This window comes from Kribbella speibonae, assembly GCF_004331375.1.
GTDB lineage: Bacteria > Actinomycetota > Actinomycetes > Propionibacteriales > Kribbellaceae > Kribbella > Kribbella sindirgiensis.
In genome coordinates this window covers 1,028,074-1,047,882 of sequence record NZ_SJKC01000001.1, presented here as the reverse complement: position 1 = coordinate 1,047,882, position 19,809 = coordinate 1,028,074, and the positions used below count along the sequence as shown (strand labels likewise).

The following is a 19,809-nucleotide window of genomic DNA, read 5'->3' as shown; positions in this document are numbered from 1 at the left end:
CCTGGAGCGCCAGGCGACTGTCACTTGACCGGGTCGAGGTCGACGGCCCGGTTACGACGCTTGCTGCCGACCCGGTGCCCGAGCGCGACCAGGAGGTTGCCGACGACGTAGATGCCGGCGGTGACGATGAGGTACCCGAACGGCCAGGCGTTCGGGTCCGCCGGGAAGGCCTGCGAGTGGTCGCCGACCCAGCTGCGCATCAGGTAGACCAGCTGGAACGTGAAGCAGTAGCCGAAGATCGCGACGTACGCGACGTAGGCGGACAGCCGGTTGCGCAGGAAGAAGCCGAGTGGAAAGGCGAACAGGACGGTGGCGATGGCGATCACGGGATTCCCCTCCTCGAGTAGCTGATCCCCTCACGATCGCTTTGCCCGGCCGCCTTCCACATCGGTGCTGTCGCCGGACTTCAGTCATGGCCGGCCACTAAGTGCTGGCACTGGTGCGCGAACGGCTGCCCGCGGTCATCATGTGGTTGTGCTCCGGCCTCGGCGTCTGGTCGTTGCCGCGACGGCCGTGTTCGTCGCGGCCGCCGCCGTACGCGCGGTACTCGCCTACGGCCCGCCATCGATCGATTCGCCGGGTTACTGGCCACTGACGACAGCCCTGTTACTGCCGGCCCTACTCCTCGGCTGGCTGGTCGTCGTTCGGGTGCCGGCGAGTCCGATCGGGCCCGCGCTGACGCTGACGGCCACGACGCCCGCGCTGGTCTTCTTGGCCGAGGACTGGGGCGCAACAGCGCAGACCTCGACGCCCTGGCCGGCAACTTCGGCCCTGGGTGCGGTCGCGGTCGGCGCATGGCCCTGGCTCTTCGTCGGCTTCGTCACGCTGGTGCTGCTGTTCCCCGACGGTTTGCTGCCGGGACGTCGCTGGCGGTGGATCGGGGCGGCGATGCCGGTCTCGGCAACCCTGGTGACGTACGTCGTCGGGCGCGAAGGCCCCCTCACCCCGGTGCCGGTGATCCTGATCGTGGTCGCCTTCGGCGGGTTCCTCGCGACCTTGCTCGCCGCCGCGTCCAGCCTGGTCGTGCGGTACCGCCGCGGCGATCAGCTCACCCGGGAACGGTTGCGCTGGTTGATGGCCGCGGCTCTTTCCGTGCCGATCCTGCTCGGCGCGAGCTGGCTGGCGACCGCGCTCGGCGTCCCTGGAACCCTTGCCTACACGTGGTTCCTGGTCGCCATGCTGGTTCTGGTTCCTGGTGCGATCGCCGTCGCGATCCTGCGGCACGACCTGTTCGACATCGACCGGCTGCTCGGTACGACCGTCAGCTGGGTCGTCACCAGTCTGATCTCGGCGGGCGTCTTCGCGATCGTTGTCCTGCTGGCCGGTGGCTACTTCCCCGATCGGGTCGGTATCACGACCGCTGCCTTCGTCACCGCACTCGTCCTGCTTCCGCTGTACCACTGGATTCACCGCACGATCGGCAGGCTGGTCGACCCGGACCGGACTGTCGCACTGGCCCGGATCCGGGTCTTCGTCCGGCAGGTCCGTGACGGGGAGGCCGAGCCGGAGCAGATCGAGTCCGTCCTGCGTTCCGCGCTCGACGACCCCGGCCTGCGGGTGCTGCTGCGTCGCCCCGGCACGGAACTCGTCGTACCCGAGGACGCGATCGCGTTGCAGACCGGCGATTCCGTGGTCGGCGCACTGGTCCTCGGTACGACGTCTGCGCGCCGGGCCCGGCGGGCGCGCGAAGCGGCCGTGGAGGCCCGGCTGCCGATCGAGGTCAGCCGGTTACGCCTGGAGCTCCGGGAAGCCCTCGCCGAGGTCCGATCGAGTCGGTCCCGGCTGATGGACGAGGTCAACGCGGAACGGCAGCGGCTGGAGCGTGATCTGCACGACGGCGCGCAGCAGCGGCTGATCGCGATCGGGATGCGGCTGCGGTCGGTGCAGTACCAGTTGTCTCCCGGCGTACCGGCGTACCGGGAGCTCGACGAGGTGGTGGAAACGCTCGAGCTCGCTGTCGCGGAGCTCCGGCGGATCGCGCATGGCGTACGGCCGAGCCGGCTCGACGACGGTCTCGCCGTCGCGCTGCGTGAGCTGGTCGCGGACAGCACGCTCCCGGTCGATCTCGTCGTACCCGAGCTGGCGGTCGGTGAGAGTGCGGCGACGACGGTGTACTTCACGGTCGGCGAGGCGATCGCGAACGCGCTCAAGCACGCGCGGGCGACCCGGATCTCGATCTCGGTCGGCGTGACCGATCAGATCCTGCGGGCCGTGGTGCGCGACGACGGCGTCGGCGGGGCCAAGGAGGGGTTCGGGCTGACGTCACTGCGGGACCGGGTCGCGGCGGCGGGTGGGGAGTTCACGGTCGAGAGCCCACCCGGGGCCGGGACCTCGATCACCGTGGAGATCCCGTGCGCATCGTGATCGGCGAGGATTCCGCCTTGTTCCGTGAGGGTCTGAGCCGACTGCTGACCGAGAACGGTCACGACGTCGCCGGTACGGCGGAGTCCGCCGACGCACTCGTCGACGTCGTGCGGGCGGTGGATCCCGACCTGACGATCATCGACGTACGGATGCCGCCGACGATGACGGACGACGGCGCCCGGGCGGCCGTCGCACTGCGCGCGGAGCGGCCGGACCGCCCGATCCTGATGTTGTCGCAGCACATCGAGACGCGGCACGTGGTCGGGCTCGTCGGCACCGGCGGGTTCGGGTACCTGCTCAAGGACCGGGTGCTGCGCGTCGGCGACTTCCTGGACGCGATGCGCCGGGTGGTCGACGGTGGGTCCGCGCTGGATCCGGCGATCGTCGCCGCCCTGGTGACGCCGACGCGCGCCGACGACCCGCTGGCCGCGTTGTCCGCACGGGAACGCGAGGTGCTGGCGCTGGTGGCGGAGGGGCGCTCGAACGGCGCGATCGCCGCCCAGCTCGTGCTCGCCGAGCGGACGGTCGAGAGTCACATGCGAAGCATCTTCCAGAAGCTGCGCATCGACGAGGCGCCGGACACCCATCGCCGCGTCCTGGCCGTCCTGACCCAGCTTCGCCAATGAGCACAGGAAGTCTTGACGAGTGGTTAGTTGTTGCAGAAGGCAACATCTGTACGGAAAGTGAGGGAATTTTTACTGAGCGTTGCTTACTTCAAAGGCAATGCAAATGTTTGAACCGGAGGATTCCCGGTAAGCGGGCCGCGTGACAACGTTCTCTTGTCGGCGGCGGACGGGTCGCCGGCACTAGGTCCAGGTGGATTTCGCAGTACTCCCGTCCGCGACCGGACTGTACCTCCCCTGCCGGCCACGGAATGAGACGCGGGACCACCCTCCTTCGGGCCACTTGCCCTCTCGGGGCAACAGCAGGACGCCGGCCGTGTCGGTGGGGTGTTGGTCGCCAGTGAGGTGGCGACCAACACCCGGCACGGTCGGCGTTTCTTACTGAAGACCGCCTCTCTGTACTGGTGCTGCTGGGGACCAGTACAGCGAGGCGGTTCTGTTATGCGGCCTAGTACGGATAGGTGTCGTCGCGCCGGGTCGGGTCCAGGTCCCACAGGGAGAACTGGACGATCTTGTGGGACTCCTCGCCGCCGCCCGGGATCAGCCCGAACGACTCGTACTCCTTCGAGCCCAGTCCGTCGAGGTAACAGAGCAGCTCGAAGGCCGACTGCGCGTCCTCGATGTCGTCGATCACTTCGTCGTTCTGGGCTTCGTCCGCGCGGCTCCGCACGTACTGCACGAAGGCGTCCGGATCCGTCACCACATAGTCGTAGCGCGCCTGGTAGCTGAGCCGGAGCCCGTTCTCCGGCAGCAGCGGCTCCTCCAGCTCCTCGAGATCGTCCAGGGCGCCGCCCTCGACGATCTCCCGGTAGTCCGCGGGGTCGTCGAAATCGTCCGGCCCCAGCGGCAGGTCGTCCAGCTCATCGGGGTCGTACGAGTCGATCCCGAGGAAGATGTCGCCCCAGCCTCGTTCGTGCACGGCGTCCGCGAGCGCCCGGGCCTGGACCCGGACGTTCTCGATCGCGCCGGTGGCCCGCAGGTCGTGCAGGTCCAGAGCGTCAGCCTGCTCCAGCAGGACCCGGGCGAGTTCACGGGCGGCCTCGGCAGCCGACGCGGGTTCGATCGACTCACTCATGCTGTGACGGTACAACCATGGGCACCTCCGTTGCCGAGCCCGGTACTCCGAAGGCGTCGACGAGCTCGACCGCGGCCGGACGGACGACCGCGCACAGCTCGTTGGTGAGCGCGGTGATCGCCTTCGACCGTCCAGGTGAGAGCCGCCCGTGCTCGAGATACCACGCACGCTCCGCCTCGATCGTCGCCAGGGCGTGCAGGTCGTACACGTCCTGCAACTGCGGCCGAATCTCCTCCGGCGCGTTCCGCACAGCGGTCTGGAACGCCTCGAGAACGATCCGGTCCACATGCGCCCGCCCGGCCGCGATCACGTGGTCCTGGCACCGGTTGAACACGTCGAACGGATCGTCGCCGGCATCGATCCCGCCATTCAGCCGTCGCGCCACTCCCGACAGCATGTGCTGCTCCCGGAACCGGAGCAGGCCGGAGTGGTACGCGTCGTCCCGCAGGCCGGCATCGGGATCGGCCGCATCACTCCGATTCGGTACGGCGTCCCGCAGTCGCTCGATCAGCGGACGCAGCGCGGCCTTCTCGACCGCGATCTCCACCGCCTGCGCCGCGACGAACCGCGCCGTACCCAACGGGTCGAGCTTGCCGAACGACTCGCGGTAGTCCGTCAGCAATCCCTTCGCCACCAACTGCAGCAGCACGGTGTTGTCGCCCTCGAAGGTGGTGAACACATCGGTGTCCGCCTTCAGAGTCGCCAGCCTGTTCTCGGCCAGATACCCCGCGCCGCCGCAGGCCTCCCGGCACATCTGGATCGTCTCGGTCGCATGCCACGTCCCGAGCGCCTTCGTCCCGGCCGCCTGCGCCTCCAGCGCACGCCGGTCGTGTTCGTCCCGGTCGTCGTTGAACACCCGGGCGAACTCGTCCACCAGCTCGGCCTGCGCGAAGTGCAGTGCATACGTCCGCGCGAGCAGCGGCAGCAGCCGGCGCTGATGCATCCGGTAGTCGAGCAGGATCGCCTCCTCGTCGCTTCCCGGGGCACCGAACTGGCGCCGCTGAGCGCCGTACCTGATCGCGATCGTCAGCGCCACCTTGCTCGCGTTGATCGCCGCGCCGCCGACCGACACCCGGCCCTGCACGAGCGTGCCGAGCATCGTGAAGAATCGGCGGTCCGGGTTCTCGATGGCGCTGCTGTAGTTGCTGTTGGCATCGACCTGGGCGTAGCGGTCGAGCAGGGCCTCCCGCGGCACCCGGACCTGGTCGAAGACGATCCGCCCGTTGTCGACACCGTTCAGCCCGAGCTTCGGCCCGCAGTCCGACAACGTCACGCCGGGCAGCGCCGAGCCGTCCGCAGCCCGGATCGGCACCAGCAGGCAGTGCACGCCGTGACTCTCGCCGCCGACGATCAGCTGCGCGAACACGGCCGCCATCCGCCCATGACGTGCCGCGTTACCGATGTAGTCCTTCCGCGCCGCCGCCGACGGCGTGTGCACGACGAACTCTCCCGTAGCCTCGTCGTACGTCGCCGTCGTGCCGAGGGCCTGCACATTCGACCCGTGACCGGTCTCGGTCATCGCGAAGCAGCCGAGCAGCCGGCCGCTGATCGCATCGGCCAGATACCGCTCGTGATGTTTCTCGGTCCCGAGATGCAGGATCGCGCCGGCGAACAGGCCGAACTGCACACCAGCCTTGACCATCAGCGACAGGTCACCGAAGGCCAGCGTCTCGAACGCCGCGATGAACCCGCCCAGGTCCGCCTCGCCGCCGTACTCCTTCGGGTAGCCGCGCGCGGGCAGCCCGTCCGCGGCCGACTGCAGCAGCAGGTCGAGGATCCGGTCCCGGTACTCGTCCCGCGGCAGCCGCACCGCCAGGTCACCCAGGTCGGCGTGCGCGGCCAGCCCTGCCCGCACGACGTCCCGCGCCGCCTTGTGCGGCCCGTCCAAGTAGTCCCGCATCGCCGATTCGCTCATGCCCTATAACTTACGAGGAATCGCTGCTACTTTCCGTCACCGGTTCGCGACTGTGGAAACCCTGGCATCAATCCGCATCTGCGGCGATAGGATGTCTCTCGTGCCGAACTTGCGGATCAGTGAGGCGGCCGCGCTCCTGGGGGTCAGCGACGACACGGTGCGTCGCTGGATCGATCAGGGCCGGTTGCGGTCGAAGCAGGAGAACGGCCGGATGGCCGTCGACGGGCAAGCGCTCGCCGCGTTCGCCCAGGAGCTGGCGGACTCACCGGAGCCCGGCCACACGGCCGCGGCGTCGGCGCGCAACCGGATGCGGGGGATCGTCACCCGGGTGCTCAAGGACGGTGTGATGGCCCAGGTCGAGATGCAGGCCGGACCGTTCCGCGTCGTGTCGCTGATGAGTCGTGAGGCCGCCGACGAGCTCGGTCTGGAGCCTGGCGTGGTGGCCGTGGCCTCGATCAAATCCACCCATGTCGTCGTCGAGATCCCGGAGGCCTGATGTTCCGCCGTACCGCGTTCGCCGCCCTTGCCGCTGTCACCGCGCTCGCGCTGGCCGGATGCGGCAACGACACCCCGGCGGCATCGTCTCCGTCGAAGAGCTCGCCGGCCGTCTCAGGTGCGGTGAACGTGTTCGCCGCCGCCTCGCTGACCGGCACGTTCACCCAGCTGGGCAAGGACTTCGAGGCCGCCCACCCCGGTGTGAAGGTGACCTTCAACTTCGCCGGCAGCTCGGCGCTGGCGAAGCAGATCAACTCCGGAGCGCCGGCCGACGTGTTCGCCTCGGCGGCGCCGAAGAACATGGATGACGTGACGGACAAGGGCACCCCGACGAACTTCGTGAAGAACACGCTGGAGATCGCCGTCCCGAAGGGCAACCCGGGCAAGATCACCGGGATCAAGGACTTCGCGGACAAGGACAAGAAGATCGCGATCTGCGCCGCGCAGGTGCCGTGCGGCGCGGCAGCCGCGAAGGTGTTCGCGGCGCTCGGCATCACCGCGCAGCCGGACAGCCTCGAGCAGGACGTGAAGGCGGCCCTCACCAAGGTCAGCCTCGGTGAGGTCGACGCGGCCCTGGTGTACAAGACCGACGTACTGTCCGCCAAGGACAAGGTCGAGGGCATCGAGTTCCCGGAGTCGAGCAAAGCCGTCAACGAGTACCCGATCGCCACGCTGACCAAGGCTCCGAACCCGGACGGCGCCAAGGCGTTCGTAGACTACGTGCTATCGGACAAGGGCAAAGCAGTCCTGAGCGCAGCGGGCTTCGACGCGCCGTGACGCGTCGCAGCAGGAGCACGAACGGGCGCCTGCCCCTCGTACTCCTGCTGCCTGCTCTGCTCGGGTTGGCGTTCCTGCTCGTCCCCCTGGTCGGTCTGCTGATAAAGGCGCCCTGGTCGACGTTGCCGGGGCGTCTGTTCAGTGCCGACGTGTGGCAGGCGCTGCGACTGTCGCTCGTGTGCGCTACTGCAGCTACTGCGTTGTGCTTGCTGCTAGGTGTTCCGTTGGCGTGGCTGCTCGCCCGGGGTGGGTTGCCGGGCCGGAGCGTGATCCGGGCGTTCGTGACGGTGCCGCTGGTGCTGCCGCCGGTGGTTGGCGGTGTCGCGTTGCTGCTGGTACTCGGGCGACGCGGTCTGGTCGGTCAGCACCTCGACACGTGGTTTGGCATCTCTCTGCCGTTCACGACTGCCGGTGTGATTGTTGCTGAAGCCTTTGTGGCTATGCCGTTCCTGGTGATCTCGGTGGAAGGCGCACTGCGTGCTGCTGACCCCCGGTACGAGGAGGCGGCCGCAACACTCGGGGCCGGACGTTGGCTGACGTTCCGGCGCGTGACACTGCCTTCGATCGCACCTGGTGTTGTTGCCGGGACAGTGCTCTGCTGGGCGCGCGCACTGGGCGAGTTCGGCGCCACCATCACGTTCGCCGGTAACTTCCCGGGCCGTACGACGACCATGCCGCTGGCCGTCTACCTGGCGTTGGAGACTGATCCCGACGTGGCCGTCGTACTGAGTCTCGTGCTTCTGCTCGTGTCTGTCGTCGTACTGGCGTCTCTGCGCGAGCGCTGGATCGGTGGACTCCGTTGACTCTGTACGCCGATGTGCAGGTGAGCCGTGGCTCCTTCGAGCTCGCACTGGACCTGACTGTCGAGCCAGGTGAGGTTGTCGCGCTACTCGGCCCCAACGGCGCCGGCAAGACCACCGCGCTGCGTGCCATTGCCGGTCTGCTCGCGTTGGACCGTGGACGCATCGCCCTGGAATCCACGGTCTGGGACGAGCCACCGCGCACCTTTCGTACGCCGGACCGCCGGCCGATCGGTGTGGTGTTCCAGGACTACCTGCTGTTCAACCACCTGAGCTGCTTGGAGAACGTGGCCTTCGGCCTTCGCGCCCGCGGTGTAGAGAAACAGACCGCCCGCCTGGAGGCCACGCGCTGGCTAGAAACAGTCGGTTTGGCGGAGTACGCCCGTACTCGCCCCCGCGCGCTGTCCGGTGGGCAAGCCCAACGCGTGGCCCTGGCCCGAGCACTGGCCACCGACCCCGAGCTCCTGCTGCTGGACGAACCGCTGGCCGCACTGGACGCCGGCACCACCCTTCACGTCCGAGCCGAACTGGGCCAGCACCTCAACCGCTTCGAAGGCCGCACCCTGCTGGTCACACACGACCCTCTGGACGCCATGGTCCTGGCCGACCGCCTGGTCATCATCGAGAACGGCCAGGTGGTCCAGGAAGGCAAACCAACCGAGGTGGCCCACCGCCCCCGCACCGACTACGTAGCTCAACTGGTCGGCCTCAACCTCTACCGCGGCGACGCCTCAGGCACCGCGGTCAGACTGCCCGAGGGCGGCACGATCACACTCGCCGAACCAGCCACCGGCCCAGTCCACGTAGCCTTCCCGCCCACCGCCGTGAGTCTCTACGTAGAGCCCCCATCCGGCAGCCCCCGCAACACCTGGCCCGCTGTGGTCACGGGCATCGAACAGCACGCCCACACAGTCCGCGTCCGCCTCGATGCCTCCCCTACCGGCCCAGCCGACCTCCTCGCCGACATCACCCCCGCCGCGGTAGCCGACCTCCACCTGACCCCCGGCCAGCCCCTCTACACCACCCTCAAAGCCACCGAGGTCCACACCTACCCGGTCTAACCCACCCCGCAGTCGAGCCGGCGGACAGGACGCGCGGCCGGCGAACGAGCAATTTCGGCTCTCCTGTCCGAGGTGTGGGCGGCGATCATCCCGATCCGGGATCAGGAAACAGGCAATGGCGGGTAAGCACCTGCTATTACCTGTCCCCAGTCACCATTGCCTGTCCCCAGTCACCATTGCCTGTCCCCAGTCACCATTGCGTGCTCCCGGTGCGTGTCCTCGGTTGCCGCGATCGGTCGGGTGCATCGAGTCGTGGGTTTCGGCGGTGCCCCTGGCGGTGAGTGGTGTCGTCGGAGCGGGTGAGCTGTCTGGTCGGGAAAGAAACTGTCACGATCTGCAACTTTGTTTCCCCGCTGTTCGGGATTCGCCCCTGGACCAGGCAGCAGAGCAAACCCACACCTGCCCACCCACAACTTCCCCGGGGCACGACTTACCCGGGGGCCGCGGGGCTCCCCAAACGGTCGCGTCGACAGTACGTATACGTCCACTGTCGGGCGATGCGGCCTGCGGCACGGTGCGTGGTGGCGGGTAGTAGACGTATACGTACTGTCGAGATGCAGCTTCCGGGGCCCGTGTCTGCAGGTGAGTTGCTCGGCTGGCGGGGGAAGAGACACCCTCCGGGGGCAGCGGACAGCGAATACCCGGTCCGAGCCCACCAGAACCTGTCGCACGGCCCCGGACGGTGTCCACAGGTCCGTGAGACAAGCGCGTGAGGCACCGCTGTCCGATCGAGCCGAGTTGGTGGTACGACGCATGCCGATGGAAGTTACGGGCTGTGATGTTGTTGCGGTGGATTGACATGTTGTCATGAGGTGATTCACGCTCAGGACGCGCGGTTCGGTAACGAAGAGTGTTTACTTACTCACTCGTAGTATGTGGGTTCTTCACACGAGAGTGATGACATCGTGCACTACGCCGACCCCGGTCGCGGCGCCCAAGATGTGGCGAAGCACCAGGAAAGGGGGGTCGGACAGTCATGCATGAGAGTTACGAGTTCTACTGCCTTGCGGATCGGCGGTTCTACGAGACGCCGGCCAACCGCGGCGCGCAGCATCCGGATTTCGCGATCACGCAGCGGCCGGTGCCGACCGGTTGGCAGCACGTGCCGGGCGAGCAGTGGATGCACTACGCGCCCGACGGCCTCCGGCTTCCCCAGCAGGGCTGGAAGATCCACGTCTCGGCCCGGCTCCAGGATGTCGAGCGGACGCTCGAGGCCGTGTGGGAGTACTGCGTCCCGCGCGGCATCGCGTTCAAGTTCCTGCGCAACGAGGCCGTCCTGGTGATGACGAACTCGAAGGCCGCTCCCCGCGGGTCGAGCGGCAAGCTGGTGACGATCTACCCGACCGACGACGCGCAGCTCGAGCTCGTGCTCAAGGAGCTCGACGAAGTCCTCCAAGGCGTCGAAGGCCCTTATATCCTGAGCGATCTGCGCTACGCCGAGGGTCCGCTGTTCGTCCGGTACGGCGCCTTCGTCAGCAGGTACTGCCTGTCTTCGACCGGCGAGCGCGTCCTGGCGATCGAGGACGCCCACGGCAATCTCGTCCCGGATCATCGCGGCCCGACCTTCGTCCTGCCGCCCTGGATCCAGCTCCCGGACTTCCTGCGGCCGCACCTCGACGCGCGGAACGCCGTCACCACCAACGACCTCGCGTACACGATCGACGGCGTCATCCAGTTCTCCAACGGCGGCGGCGTGTACCTCGGCCACCACAACGAGACCGGCGACCGCGTCGTACTCAAGGAGGGTCGTCCGCACGCCGGTCTCGACATGGCGGGGCGGGACGCGGTCGCGCGGATCGCCCACGAGCGCGACATCCTCGAGCAGCTGGACGGCCTGGACGCCGTGCCGACGACCCACGACTACCTGCAGCTGGGCGACCACCACTTCCTCGTGCAGGAGCACATCGACTCGGTGTCACTCCAACGCGAGCTGGTACGGCGTTATCCGCTGACGCATCCGGACGCAACCGAGGCCGACAAGGCGACGTACGCCGAATGGGCGACCGCGATGGTCGCCAAGGTCGGCGAGGCCGTCGGCCAGCTGCACGAGCGCGGCGTGGTGTTCTGCGATCTGCATCCGGACAACCTGCTGCTCGACGTGAACGGCAAGCTGACACTGATCGACTTCGAGGTCGCGACCAGGGCCGAGGAGCACGCTCGTTCGACCCTCGCCCATCCCGGGTACGCGGCTCCGCAGGACCGGCAGGGCGTCGACGTCGACCGGTACGCGCTCGCCTGTATCGCGCTCGGCATGTACGCGCCGCAGGCGACGATCCTGCTGAATCTGCATCCCGGTAAGGCGTTCCAGCTCGCCGACATGATCGCCGAGACGTTCCCGGTGCCGCGCGCCCAGCTCGACGAAGCGGTCCGCACGATCGTCGGCTCCAACGAGAGCAACGAGCTGGCCGACCTGGCGCTGCCCGGTCAGGCCGAGTGGACCTCGGTACGCGACGCCATCACCACAGCGATCGTGGCGAGCGCGACACCGGAGCGCACCGACCGCCTGTTCCCCGGCGACATCGCGCAGTTCCGCGACGGCGGCGGCATCGACCTCGCCACGGGCGCGGCCGGCGTTCTCTACGCGCTCGCCAAGACCGGCGCCGGACGCTTCCCGGAGTACGAGGACTGGCTGCGGAAGCGAGCTCTCGACACCGCTGCCGGCCCTGGCCTGTACGACGGTCTGCACGGTGTCGCGCACGTCCTCGACGAGCTCGATCACCGGCAGGACGCCCTTGACCTGGTCGACCGCACTCTCGCCGACGACTGGAGCTCCCGCGAGCTCGGGCTGCACTCCGGTCTGGCCGGCATCGGCCTGAGCCTCCTGCACTTCGACACCGAGCCGACGCTCCGCGCGAAGGCGGTCCGGGTCCTCGACCTGGTCGCAGACCGGCTCGATCAGGACGTACCCGAGATCAGTGGCGGCCAGCATGCGCGTGCCGGTCTGATGTACGGCGCCTCCGGTCCGGCGCTGCTGTTCCTCAACGCGTTCGAGCAGCTCGGCGACACCGGTCTGCTCGATCTCGCGGAGATCGCGATCCGGCAGGACCTCAAGCGCACCGTGCTCACCGAGGACGGGATGCGCCAGGTCAACCAGGGCTGGCGGACCCTTCCGTACCTCGAAGAGGGCTCGGCCGGTGTCGCGCTCGTCCTCGAGCGCTACCTGCGGCACCGCCCGTCCGAAGAGCTCGCCGTCACGCTGGAGGAGCTCAAGCGGGTCACGCACTGCTCCTACTACGTCCAGCCCGGTCTGTTCATGGGTCGCGCCGGTGTTCTTCTCACCGCCGCCGCCCTCGATGACCAGGTCGACGACCTGGTGCACGGTCTGGGCTGGCACGCGATGCCGTTCGAGGGCGGTCTCGCGTACCCGGGCAACCAGTTGCTCCGTCTCTCGATGGACCTGGCCACCGGATCGGCCGGCGTCCTGCTGGCTCTGGGAACGGCGCTGCACGACGCGCCGACGTCCCTCCCGTTCCTCGGACCTCCCCAGTGGTCCGAGTCAACATCGCGACGATCTGCACCGAAGGAGGTGTAAAACATGGCACTTCTCGACCTTCAGGGTCTGGAGACCCCGGGTTACGGCCACGGCGGCCACCACCACGGCGGCTCCACGCTGACCGTGCTGGGCTGCGCTTCGCAGACCCCGAGCAACCTGAGCCTGCTGCTCTGCCACTGATACGGCACCTGTATGTCAGGTAGTGAGGCCCTGGGTGGGATTCCCGCCCAGGGCCGACCTGTCTCCGAACCGGTAGCCCCGAGCCCGCGGGCTCGTTGTGTTGGTGGACAAGGAGAGTGAGGTGATTGTCTCCGTGCAGTCGTATCCATGCGCCGAGCGTCTGACGCTCGTGGAGCAGGTGCACGGTTGTACCGTCGCGGACCCGTACCGCTGGCTCGAGGACCCGTTGGCGTCCGAGCGCTGGTTGCGGGACCAGGACGACCTGTGGCTGACGTACGCCGCGTCGCTGACCAGCCGGTTCCGCTGGAAGAACCGTGTCCGGCAACTGTCTGACGTCAGTAGCGTGTCCACGCCCGTCTGGCGCGGTGGCCGGTGCTTCACCCTGCGCCGTGAGACCGGTCAGCAGTACGCCGTGCTGTACGTCGACGAGACGCCGCTGCTTGACCCGAAGCAACTCGACCCGAGCGGTCTGACCACGCTCGACGCCTGGCAGCCCTCTCCGGACGGCACCAAGCTGGCGTACCAACTCTCCCGCGGCGGCGACGAGCGCTCGACGCTCCACATCCTCGACGTGCAGACCGGCGAACTGATCGACGGCCCGATCGACGGCTGCCGCTACTCCCCCGTGGCCTGGCTCCCGGACAACGACACCTTCTATTACGTGCGGTTCCGTCAAGTACGCCGCCACCGCCTGGGCGACCCCGACGACGCCACGATCCTGGCCGGCGAGGCGTCGTACGGGCTGGAGATCAGCGCGGACGGTCACTGGCTGACGGTCTGTACGACGACCGATGTGTGGCTCGCCGACCTGACGACGGACGCGCCACCGAGGCACCTCCCGCAGGACGCGACCACGATCATGTCGGTCGGTCCGGACGGCCGTCTGTACGTCGTCACCATGCAGGACGCGCCCACCGGCCGGATCTGCGTCGGCGACCCGACCGAGCCGACCGTCTGGCACGACTACTTCCGGCCGAACGCACCGCTGACCGGTCTGGCCGTCCTCGACGACGTCGTCCTGGTCAGCACGGCCACCGAGATCACCGTCCACGACCGGCTGACCGGCCGCCTGCTCCGGAAGCTCGAACTGCCAGGCCACGGGTCTGTCGGCTCGCTCTCGGCGCACGGTCAGCGCGCTTGGTTCACCTACACCGACAGCGTCACGCCGCCGACGGTCTACTCGTACGACGCGAGCACGGGGCAGACGACCGGCCGGTCAGAGTCACAGGACCTTGAGACACACCAGCTGACAACCAGCTCCGGTGTCGAGCTGCGGGTCATCGGAGAACCAGGGCCGCGTCCAACGATCCTCTACGGGTACGGCGGGTTCGGGCAGGAGCTCACGCCGACGTACTCCGCGTTCGCGCTGGCCTGGGTGGAGGCAGGTGGCTCATTCGTCACTGCCACCCTCCGCACCCGTCGCAGCAAGCAGGAGACCGTCGACGACTTCCTCGCCGCCGCCGAGCACCTGATTGCCGAAGGCTGGACCACTGCCGACCAGCTCGCCATCTGTGGTGAGTCGAACGGTGGTCTCCTCACCGCGGCTGCACTCACCCAACGCCCGGAGCTGTTCGCAGCCGCGGTCTGTTCGGCACCGCTGACGGACATGATCCGCTACGAGCTCTCAGGCCTCGGCGAACGCTGGACCGCGGAGTACGGCACAGCGCAGGACCCCGATGACTTCAAGAACCTGCTCTCCTACTCGCCGTACCACCGCGTCGCTGACGGCGTGAAGTACCCGGCCGTGCTGCTGACGGCGTTCGGCAACGACACCCGCGTCGATCCGCTGCACGCAAGAAAGCTGTGCGCTGCGCTGCAGCACGCAACGGCGAGCACTCGGCCGGTGCTGCTGCGGTTCGAGCCCGACGCCGGACACACGACCGGCGGCGTCAACCTGGCCGCCGACATCCTCGCCTTCGTCGCCCACCAGACGGGCTTGGGCTCATGATCAGCTTCGGAGCGGTCGCGAAGCACGGGCGCGGGTGGTTGCCGGTGATCGGGGTCAACGCGCTCATCGGCAGCGCCGTCACGCTCGCACTGCCGACGGTCCTCGGCCGGTCGGTCGACTCGATCGTGGCCGGCACCGGCTACACGCGCTGGCTGGTCATCGCGGCCGCGCTGATCGGGCTCGGCATCGCGGCGAGCATCGTCGACGCGTTCGCCGGCGCGGCCTGTGTCGCCGAGACCACGGCCTGGCTGCGTCATCGGTTGGTCCGGCACGTCGTCCGCGGCGGCCCCAGCGGTACGCGCGACTTCGAGACCGGCGACCTCGTCACCCGCGTCTCGGCCAACGCCACCGACGCCGCCCAGGCCGGACCGGCCGTGGTGACCGCGATCGCCGCCATCGCCCCACCGCTCGGCAGCCTCATCCTGCTGGCAGTGATCGACCCCTGGCTGGCCGCCGCGTTCTTCGGTGGCGTCCTGCTCGTGGTCCTGGTCCTCTGGACCTTCGCCAAGCGGACCGCCGACGTCAGCCTCGCCTACCAGGAAACCCAGGGCCGCATCGCCGCCCTGCTGTCCGAGTCGCTCACCGGCATCCGCACCATCACGGCCGCCGGTACGACGGAACGCGAGGAGCGCCGCATCCTCGGCCTGCTCCCCGAACTGCACCGCAACGGTGTCGTCACCTGGCGGATCCTGGCTCGCTCCGGCGCACAGGCCGCGGTCGTCGGCCCGCTCGTTCTGGTCGCGGTCCTGGCCGTCGGCGGGCTGCAACTCGTGGCGGGCAACATCACCGCGGGCGAGCTGTTCGCCGCCTCGCAGTACGCCGTGCTCGGCGCCGGACTCGGCAACCTGACCGGTGTCCTCGGCGAGCTCGCCCGTGCCAAGGCCGGCGTCCAGCGGTCCGCCGAGGTGATCGCGGTGGAGCCCGTGGCGCACGGCACGTTGACGCTGCCGGCCGGACCCGGGCAGCTGACGTTCGACGGGGTCAGCGTGGTCGCCGACGGGAACGTCCTGCTCGACAACGTGAATCTCGACCTCCCGGGTGGGATCACGATCGCGGTCGTCGGGCCGAGCGGTGCCGGCAAGTCGGTCTTCGCGGCGGTCGCAGCGCGGCTGCGGGACCCGTCCACCGGTCAGGTCTCGCTGGACGGCGTACCGCTGCAGGCCGTCAGCCGGCGCGCGCTGCGCAGCGCGGTCGGGTGCGCGTTCGAGCGCCCGCAGCTGGTCGGCCGGACCGTCGGCGAGGCGATCGACCCGCACGCGGTCAGCCCGATCCGGACCCTCGCCGCCGCCCGCGCCACGCACGCGCACGATTTCGTCAGCCGCCTGCCCGACGGCTACTTCACTTCGTTGCGTAAGGCACCGATGTCCGGCGGCGAACGGCAACGCCTCGGCCTGGCCCGCGCCTGGTCGGCCGGTCGCCTCCTCGTCCTCGACGATGCAACGTCGAGCCTGGACACCGCGACCGAACGCCAGATCAGCCGCACCCTCACCGAGGACCGGCACCACCGCACCCGCCTGATCGTCACCCACCGCCCGGCCACGGCCGCGCGCGCAGACCTGGTCCTCTGGCTCGACCACGGCCAGGTCCAAGCCATCGCCCCCCACGCCGACCTCTGGCACAACACGTCGTACCGAGCTGTGTTCGGATGAGGAGAGAGCTGTCGTACGGCGCTGCTGCGTTGCGGAAGCGGGCCTCGGTCAAGTTGATCGGGTGGTCGGTTCCGGAGATCCTGCCGACGGCGGTGTACGGGATCGCGGTGGCGCGGGCGACGGACAGTTTTCTCGACGGGCATGCGTGGCGAGGAATCGCCTGGCTGGCCGGGCTGGTCGCGACGGCGTGCCTGGGGGCGGCCGGCGCGCGGCAGGTGTACGGGCGGCTCGGTGAGCTGGTCGAACCGTTGCGGGACGACCTGGTACGCCGGGTTGTCGGCGGCGCGCTCCGGTCCGGGGACGACGGGGCGGTCGCGCGGCTGAACCGGCAGGTGGAGATCGTCCGCGACACGTTCGCCGGACTGGTCCTCGTCCTGCGCAGTTTCGCGGTCACGCTGTTCGGCGTACTGACCGGGTTGTTGTCACTCGCACCGCTCGTCGCCGCGTTCGTCGTACCGCCGTTCTTGCTGGGGTTCGTGCTGTCGCTCGCGGTCCTCGGGATGGCGGCCGACCGGGTGCGCGCGTCACTGACCGCGGACGAGGAGCTCGCGGCGTCGGCCGGCATGGTGTTCGGCGGCGTGCGCGACATCTCCGCGGCCGGGACCGAGGAGTATGCCGAGTGGTTGGCCGGCCGGCCGATCGAGGCCCACGCGGCGGCGGAGCGCGCGCTGGCGAAGGTGTCGGCGCTGCGGACGTTGTGCTTCGCGGTCGGCGGCTGGCTTCCGTTGCTGATCCTGCTCGCGGCGGGGCCGTGGCTGGTCGGGCGTGGAGTCAGCACGGGCACGCTGCTCGGCGGGCTCACGTACGTGCTGATCGGCTTGCAACCGGCGCTGAACACGGTGATGAACGCTCTGGGCGACAGCGGCCTGCGGTATGTGATCACGCTCGGCCGGATCCTCGACAACTCGACGCCGGCCGACGAGCGCCGCTCGGTCGCCGAGTTGAACGGGTACCAGGTCCGGCTGCGTGGGTTGACGTTCGCGTACGGCCCGAAGGCGGAGCCGGTACTCGACAAACTCAACCTGACGATCCCGGAAGGTGAACACCTCGCCGTCGTCGGCCCCAGCGGCATCGGCAAGTCGACGCTGGCCGGTCTGGTCTGCGGCATGCTGACGCCGACCAGCGGTCAGATCCTGCTCGGCGGCGCGCCGCCGACGGAGGCGTCCAAGGAGACACGCGTCCTGATCCCCCAGGAGGCATACGTCTTCTCCGGAACCGTGCGCGACAACCTCAGCTATTTGTTGCCCGACGCAACAGATCATCAGCTCGAGCTCGCTGTCAAGACCGTCGGCGCGGACCAGCTCGTCGAACGCATCGGCGGCCTGCACGCCGACGTCCGGCCGAACGCACTGTCGGCCGGCGAGAAGCAGCTGATCGCGCTGGTCCGCGCGTACCTGTCCCCCGCTCCGCTCGTCGTCCTCGACGAAGCGACCTGCTTCCTCGACCCCGAGGCCGAACGCCAGGCGGAGGAAGCGTTCGCCAAGCGCCCCGGCACGCTGATCGTGATCGCGCACCGGATCAGCTCGGCCCTGCGCGCCAAACGAATCCTGGTCCTCGACGGCAACCAGGCATCCCTCGGCAGCCACGCCGGCCTGATGCGCACGTCCCGCATGTACCGCGATCTGCACGGCAGCTGGACCTAGATCCAGCCGGCGTCCTGGGCCTTCCGGATCGCCTCGATGCGGCTGCGGGATCCGGTCTTGGCGAGGATCCGGGACAGGTAGTTCCGCACGGTGCCCGCGCTGAGGCTGAGCGTCCGCGCGACCTCCTGAGCCGTCGCGCCGGTGGTGACATGCCGCAGTACCTCGCACTCACGATCGGTCAGCGGGTTGTCACCGGCCTTCAACGCCGCCACAGCGAGTCGTACGTCGACCACGGGCAGCCCCTTCGCGACATCGCGCACCGCCTGCACGAGGAGGTCCGTGGTCGCGTCGGTCGCGATCAACCCGATCCGCGGCGCCTGCTTCACCAGCGCCAGGCTGGTCGCCGCGATCGCCTCGTGGTCGATCAGCACCAGCACGCCGCGGCCGGCGAGTTTGCGGCAGAGCTCCTCGATCCGGATCCGGCCGGGGAGCTGCGGGTCGAGCAGGAAGACGTCCGGGCGCCGCCCGGCCACCTGGAGGACGTCCTCCGAGCGGTCCAGCTCGGCCACCACGTCCAGGTCGTTCTCCCTTGCCAGCACCGCGGCCAGTGCACCACGCACCAACGTGCCGCGATGGCCGAGAGCCACTCGGATCACCGCTTCTGCCCCCATCGCATCCGTCGCCTCATCCAGCGGCTCCCGCGCCCCGATCGCATCACCGATCGCCGGACGACGGCACCCGTGTCTCGATAACGAGCGAACCGTTCGGACGACACGGGAAAGCACTGTCGAAATGGTCGCGACACGCCCGTTTCCGGCGGTGGTAAACCGATCGGTTCCACGCTTCGGCCGTCGGCGTGTCGGACCCGGAAACCGTTCTGTTGTTGGGGTTTCGGAATGTCAGACCATGGAAAAAGTTCGGGGCAGATCGGAATCCGGGGTTGCGTTTCCGCCGAACCTCGCACAGGATGACTCAGGTCGCGCCGTTACCGGGGCGTGACCGTTCGGACGCCGTCCTGTGACCTGTCCGAGTGCCCCTCCCCTGCACGGGGGGCCTGGTGCGTCCCACCATGCCCAAGCTCACAAGGAGCGCATTTCAGATGTCCAAGGCCCGACATGCGCGCGCCCGGCGAAGCACTCGCCGGGTGGCCCGAACCCTCTCCATCGCCGGTCTGGGAGCCGGCATCACCGCAGCCGGCGCCGGTGCGGCGTTCGCGACCGACTACCAGGTCAAGGCCGGTGACACCCTCTCCGAGATCGCCCAGGCCAACGGCGCCGACTGGCACGAACTGGCCCGGATCAACAACCTGAAGGACCCGAATCTGATTCTGATCGGGCAGACCCTCTCGCTGGACGGCGTGAAGAAGGCCGCCACTCCGGCGCCGAAGAAGGTCACCAAGAAGTCCGAGGCGAAGAAGTCCGAGAAGACCGAGCGCAAGGCCCGGACCAGCCGTTCCGAGGACCGCCCGTCGACGAAGAGCGGCAAGGCGAACCTGAGCGGCGCCTGGGCCAAGGTCGCGAACTGCGAGTCCAGCGGCAACCCGCGCGCGGTCAACCCGGCCGGCTACTACGGGCTGTTCCAGTTCGACCTGCAGACCTGGCGCAGCGTCGGCGGTTCCGGCAACCCGGCGAAGGCCTCCGCGGCCGAGCAGTTGATGCGCGCGAAGAAGCTCTACGCGCAGCGCGGCGCCTCTCCGTGGCCCGTCTGCGGCAAGTACCTCCGCTGACCCGGCAGCCGGGCGGGTCGGTGGTAGACCGTCCTCCCGCCACCTGCCCGGCACCCCCTGGACGCTTCCCGCCCATCGTGACGGGTTAGTGCGCAACTCATCCGTGAGCGCGATGGGTTG

At 68.8% G+C, this 19,809-nt stretch carries 16 protein-coding genes; 12 read left to right on the top strand and 4 right to left on the bottom strand.

Annotation, left to right across the window (positions count from 1 at the left end):
• Window positions 1-20: 20 nt before the first annotated feature.
• Window positions 21-326, bottom strand: coding sequence for a hypothetical protein (locus E0H92_RS05280; RefSeq protein ID WP_131465059.1), 306 nt, complete (start codon window positions 324-326; stop codon window positions 21-23).
• A 148-nt stretch (window positions 327-474) separates the two neighbouring features.
• On the opposite strand from E0H92_RS05280, the gene E0H92_RS05275 reads away from it, so the two are divergent.
• Both E0H92_RS05275 and E0H92_RS05270 read left to right on the top strand, forming a co-directional pair.
• Complete coding sequence (locus E0H92_RS05275) at window positions 475-2,364, top strand: sensor histidine kinase (protein ID WP_131495553.1); 1,890 nt, start codon at window positions 475-477, stop codon at window positions 2,362-2,364.
• A complete protein-coding gene (locus tag E0H92_RS05270) occupies window positions 2,352-2,990 on the top strand; it encodes a response regulator transcription factor (RefSeq protein ID WP_131465055.1) in 639 nt (212 codons plus the stop codon). Before E0H92_RS05275 ends, E0H92_RS05270 begins: the two co-directional genes overlap by 13 nt.
• A gap of 445 nt (window positions 2,991-3,435) precedes the next feature.
• Here the strand turns inward: E0H92_RS05270 and E0H92_RS05265 are convergent, their stop codons facing one another.
• Window positions 3,436-4,062 carry a hypothetical protein gene (locus E0H92_RS05265; RefSeq protein WP_131465053.1) on the bottom strand — a complete coding sequence of 209 codons (627 nt, stop codon included), beginning with the start codon at window positions 4,060-4,062 and terminating at the stop codon, window positions 3,436-3,438.
• Window positions 4,055-5,977, bottom strand: a complete 1,923-nt coding sequence (locus E0H92_RS05260; protein WP_131495552.1) for an acyl-CoA dehydrogenase family protein — start codon at window positions 5,975-5,977, stop codon at window positions 4,055-4,057. Before E0H92_RS05260 ends, E0H92_RS05265 begins: the two co-directional genes overlap by 8 nt.
• 91 nt (window positions 5,978-6,068) lie before the next feature.
• On the opposite strand from E0H92_RS05260, the gene E0H92_RS05255 reads away from it, so the two are divergent.
• The 9 genes from E0H92_RS05255 (at window position 6,069) to E0H92_RS05215 (ending at window position 18,023) form a co-directional block, all read left to right on the top strand.
• On the top strand, window positions 6,069-6,473 hold the full coding sequence (locus tag E0H92_RS05255; RefSeq protein WP_238151689.1) for a TOBE domain-containing protein: 405 nt from the start codon (window positions 6,069-6,071) through the stop codon (window positions 6,471-6,473).
• Window positions 6,473-7,249: a molybdate ABC transporter substrate-binding protein gene (gene modA / locus E0H92_RS05250; protein ID WP_131495551.1), complete on the top strand. Its 777-nt coding sequence runs from the start codon at window positions 6,473-6,475 to the stop codon at window positions 7,247-7,249. Before E0H92_RS05255 ends, modA begins: the two co-directional genes overlap by 1 nt.
• Window positions 7,246-8,052 (top strand): molybdate ABC transporter permease subunit, encoded by an 807-nt coding sequence (gene modB / locus E0H92_RS05245; RefSeq protein WP_238151688.1) that lies wholly within the window; start codon window positions 7,246-7,248, stop codon window positions 8,050-8,052. Before modA ends, modB begins: the two co-directional genes overlap by 4 nt.
• The gene (locus tag E0H92_RS05240) at window positions 8,049-9,110 is read left to right on the top strand and encodes an ABC transporter ATP-binding protein (RefSeq protein WP_131495550.1); all 1,062 of its coding nucleotides are present in this window, start codon (window positions 8,049-8,051) and stop codon (window positions 9,108-9,110) included. Before modB ends, E0H92_RS05240 begins: the two co-directional genes overlap by 4 nt.
• 976 nt (window positions 9,111-10,086) lie before the next feature.
• The gene (gene lanKC, locus E0H92_RS05235) at window positions 10,087-12,642 is read left to right on the top strand and encodes a class III lanthionine synthetase LanKC (RefSeq protein WP_131495549.1); all 2,556 of its coding nucleotides are present in this window, start codon (window positions 10,087-10,089) and stop codon (window positions 12,640-12,642) included.
• A 3-nt stretch (window positions 12,643-12,645) separates the two neighbouring features.
• Window positions 12,646-12,783, top strand: a complete 138-nt coding sequence (locus E0H92_RS05230) for a SapB/AmfS family lanthipeptide (protein WP_130387812.1) — start codon at window positions 12,646-12,648, stop codon at window positions 12,781-12,783.
• Window positions 12,784-12,904: 121 nt separating this feature from the next.
• A complete protein-coding gene (locus tag E0H92_RS05225; protein WP_202873518.1) occupies window positions 12,905-14,731 on the top strand; it encodes a prolyl oligopeptidase family serine peptidase in 1,827 nt (608 codons plus the stop codon).
• Entirely contained in the window at window positions 14,728-16,380 is a 1,653-nt protein-coding gene (locus tag E0H92_RS05220; protein WP_131465041.1) for an ABC transporter ATP-binding protein, read from the top strand. Before E0H92_RS05225 ends, E0H92_RS05220 begins: the two co-directional genes overlap by 4 nt.
• On the top strand, window positions 16,377-18,023 hold the full coding sequence (locus E0H92_RS05215; RefSeq protein WP_131495548.1) for an ABC transporter ATP-binding protein: 1,647 nt from the start codon (window positions 16,377-16,379) through the stop codon (window positions 18,021-18,023). Before E0H92_RS05220 ends, E0H92_RS05215 begins: the two co-directional genes overlap by 4 nt.
• Here E0H92_RS05215 and E0H92_RS05210 read toward each other — a convergent pair.
• Entirely contained in the window at window positions 18,020-18,619 is a 600-nt protein-coding gene (locus tag E0H92_RS05210) for a response regulator transcription factor (RefSeq protein WP_238150680.1), read from the bottom strand. The two genes, E0H92_RS05215 and E0H92_RS05210, sit on opposite strands and share 4 nt — an antisense overlap.
• Window positions 18,620-19,062: 443 nt before the next feature.
• On the opposite strand from E0H92_RS05210, the gene E0H92_RS05205 reads away from it, so the two are divergent.
• Window positions 19,063-19,689 (top strand): transglycosylase family protein, encoded by a 627-nt coding sequence (locus tag E0H92_RS05205; protein WP_131465037.1) that lies wholly within the window; start codon window positions 19,063-19,065, stop codon window positions 19,687-19,689.
• Window positions 19,690-19,809: the final 120 nt, after the last annotated feature.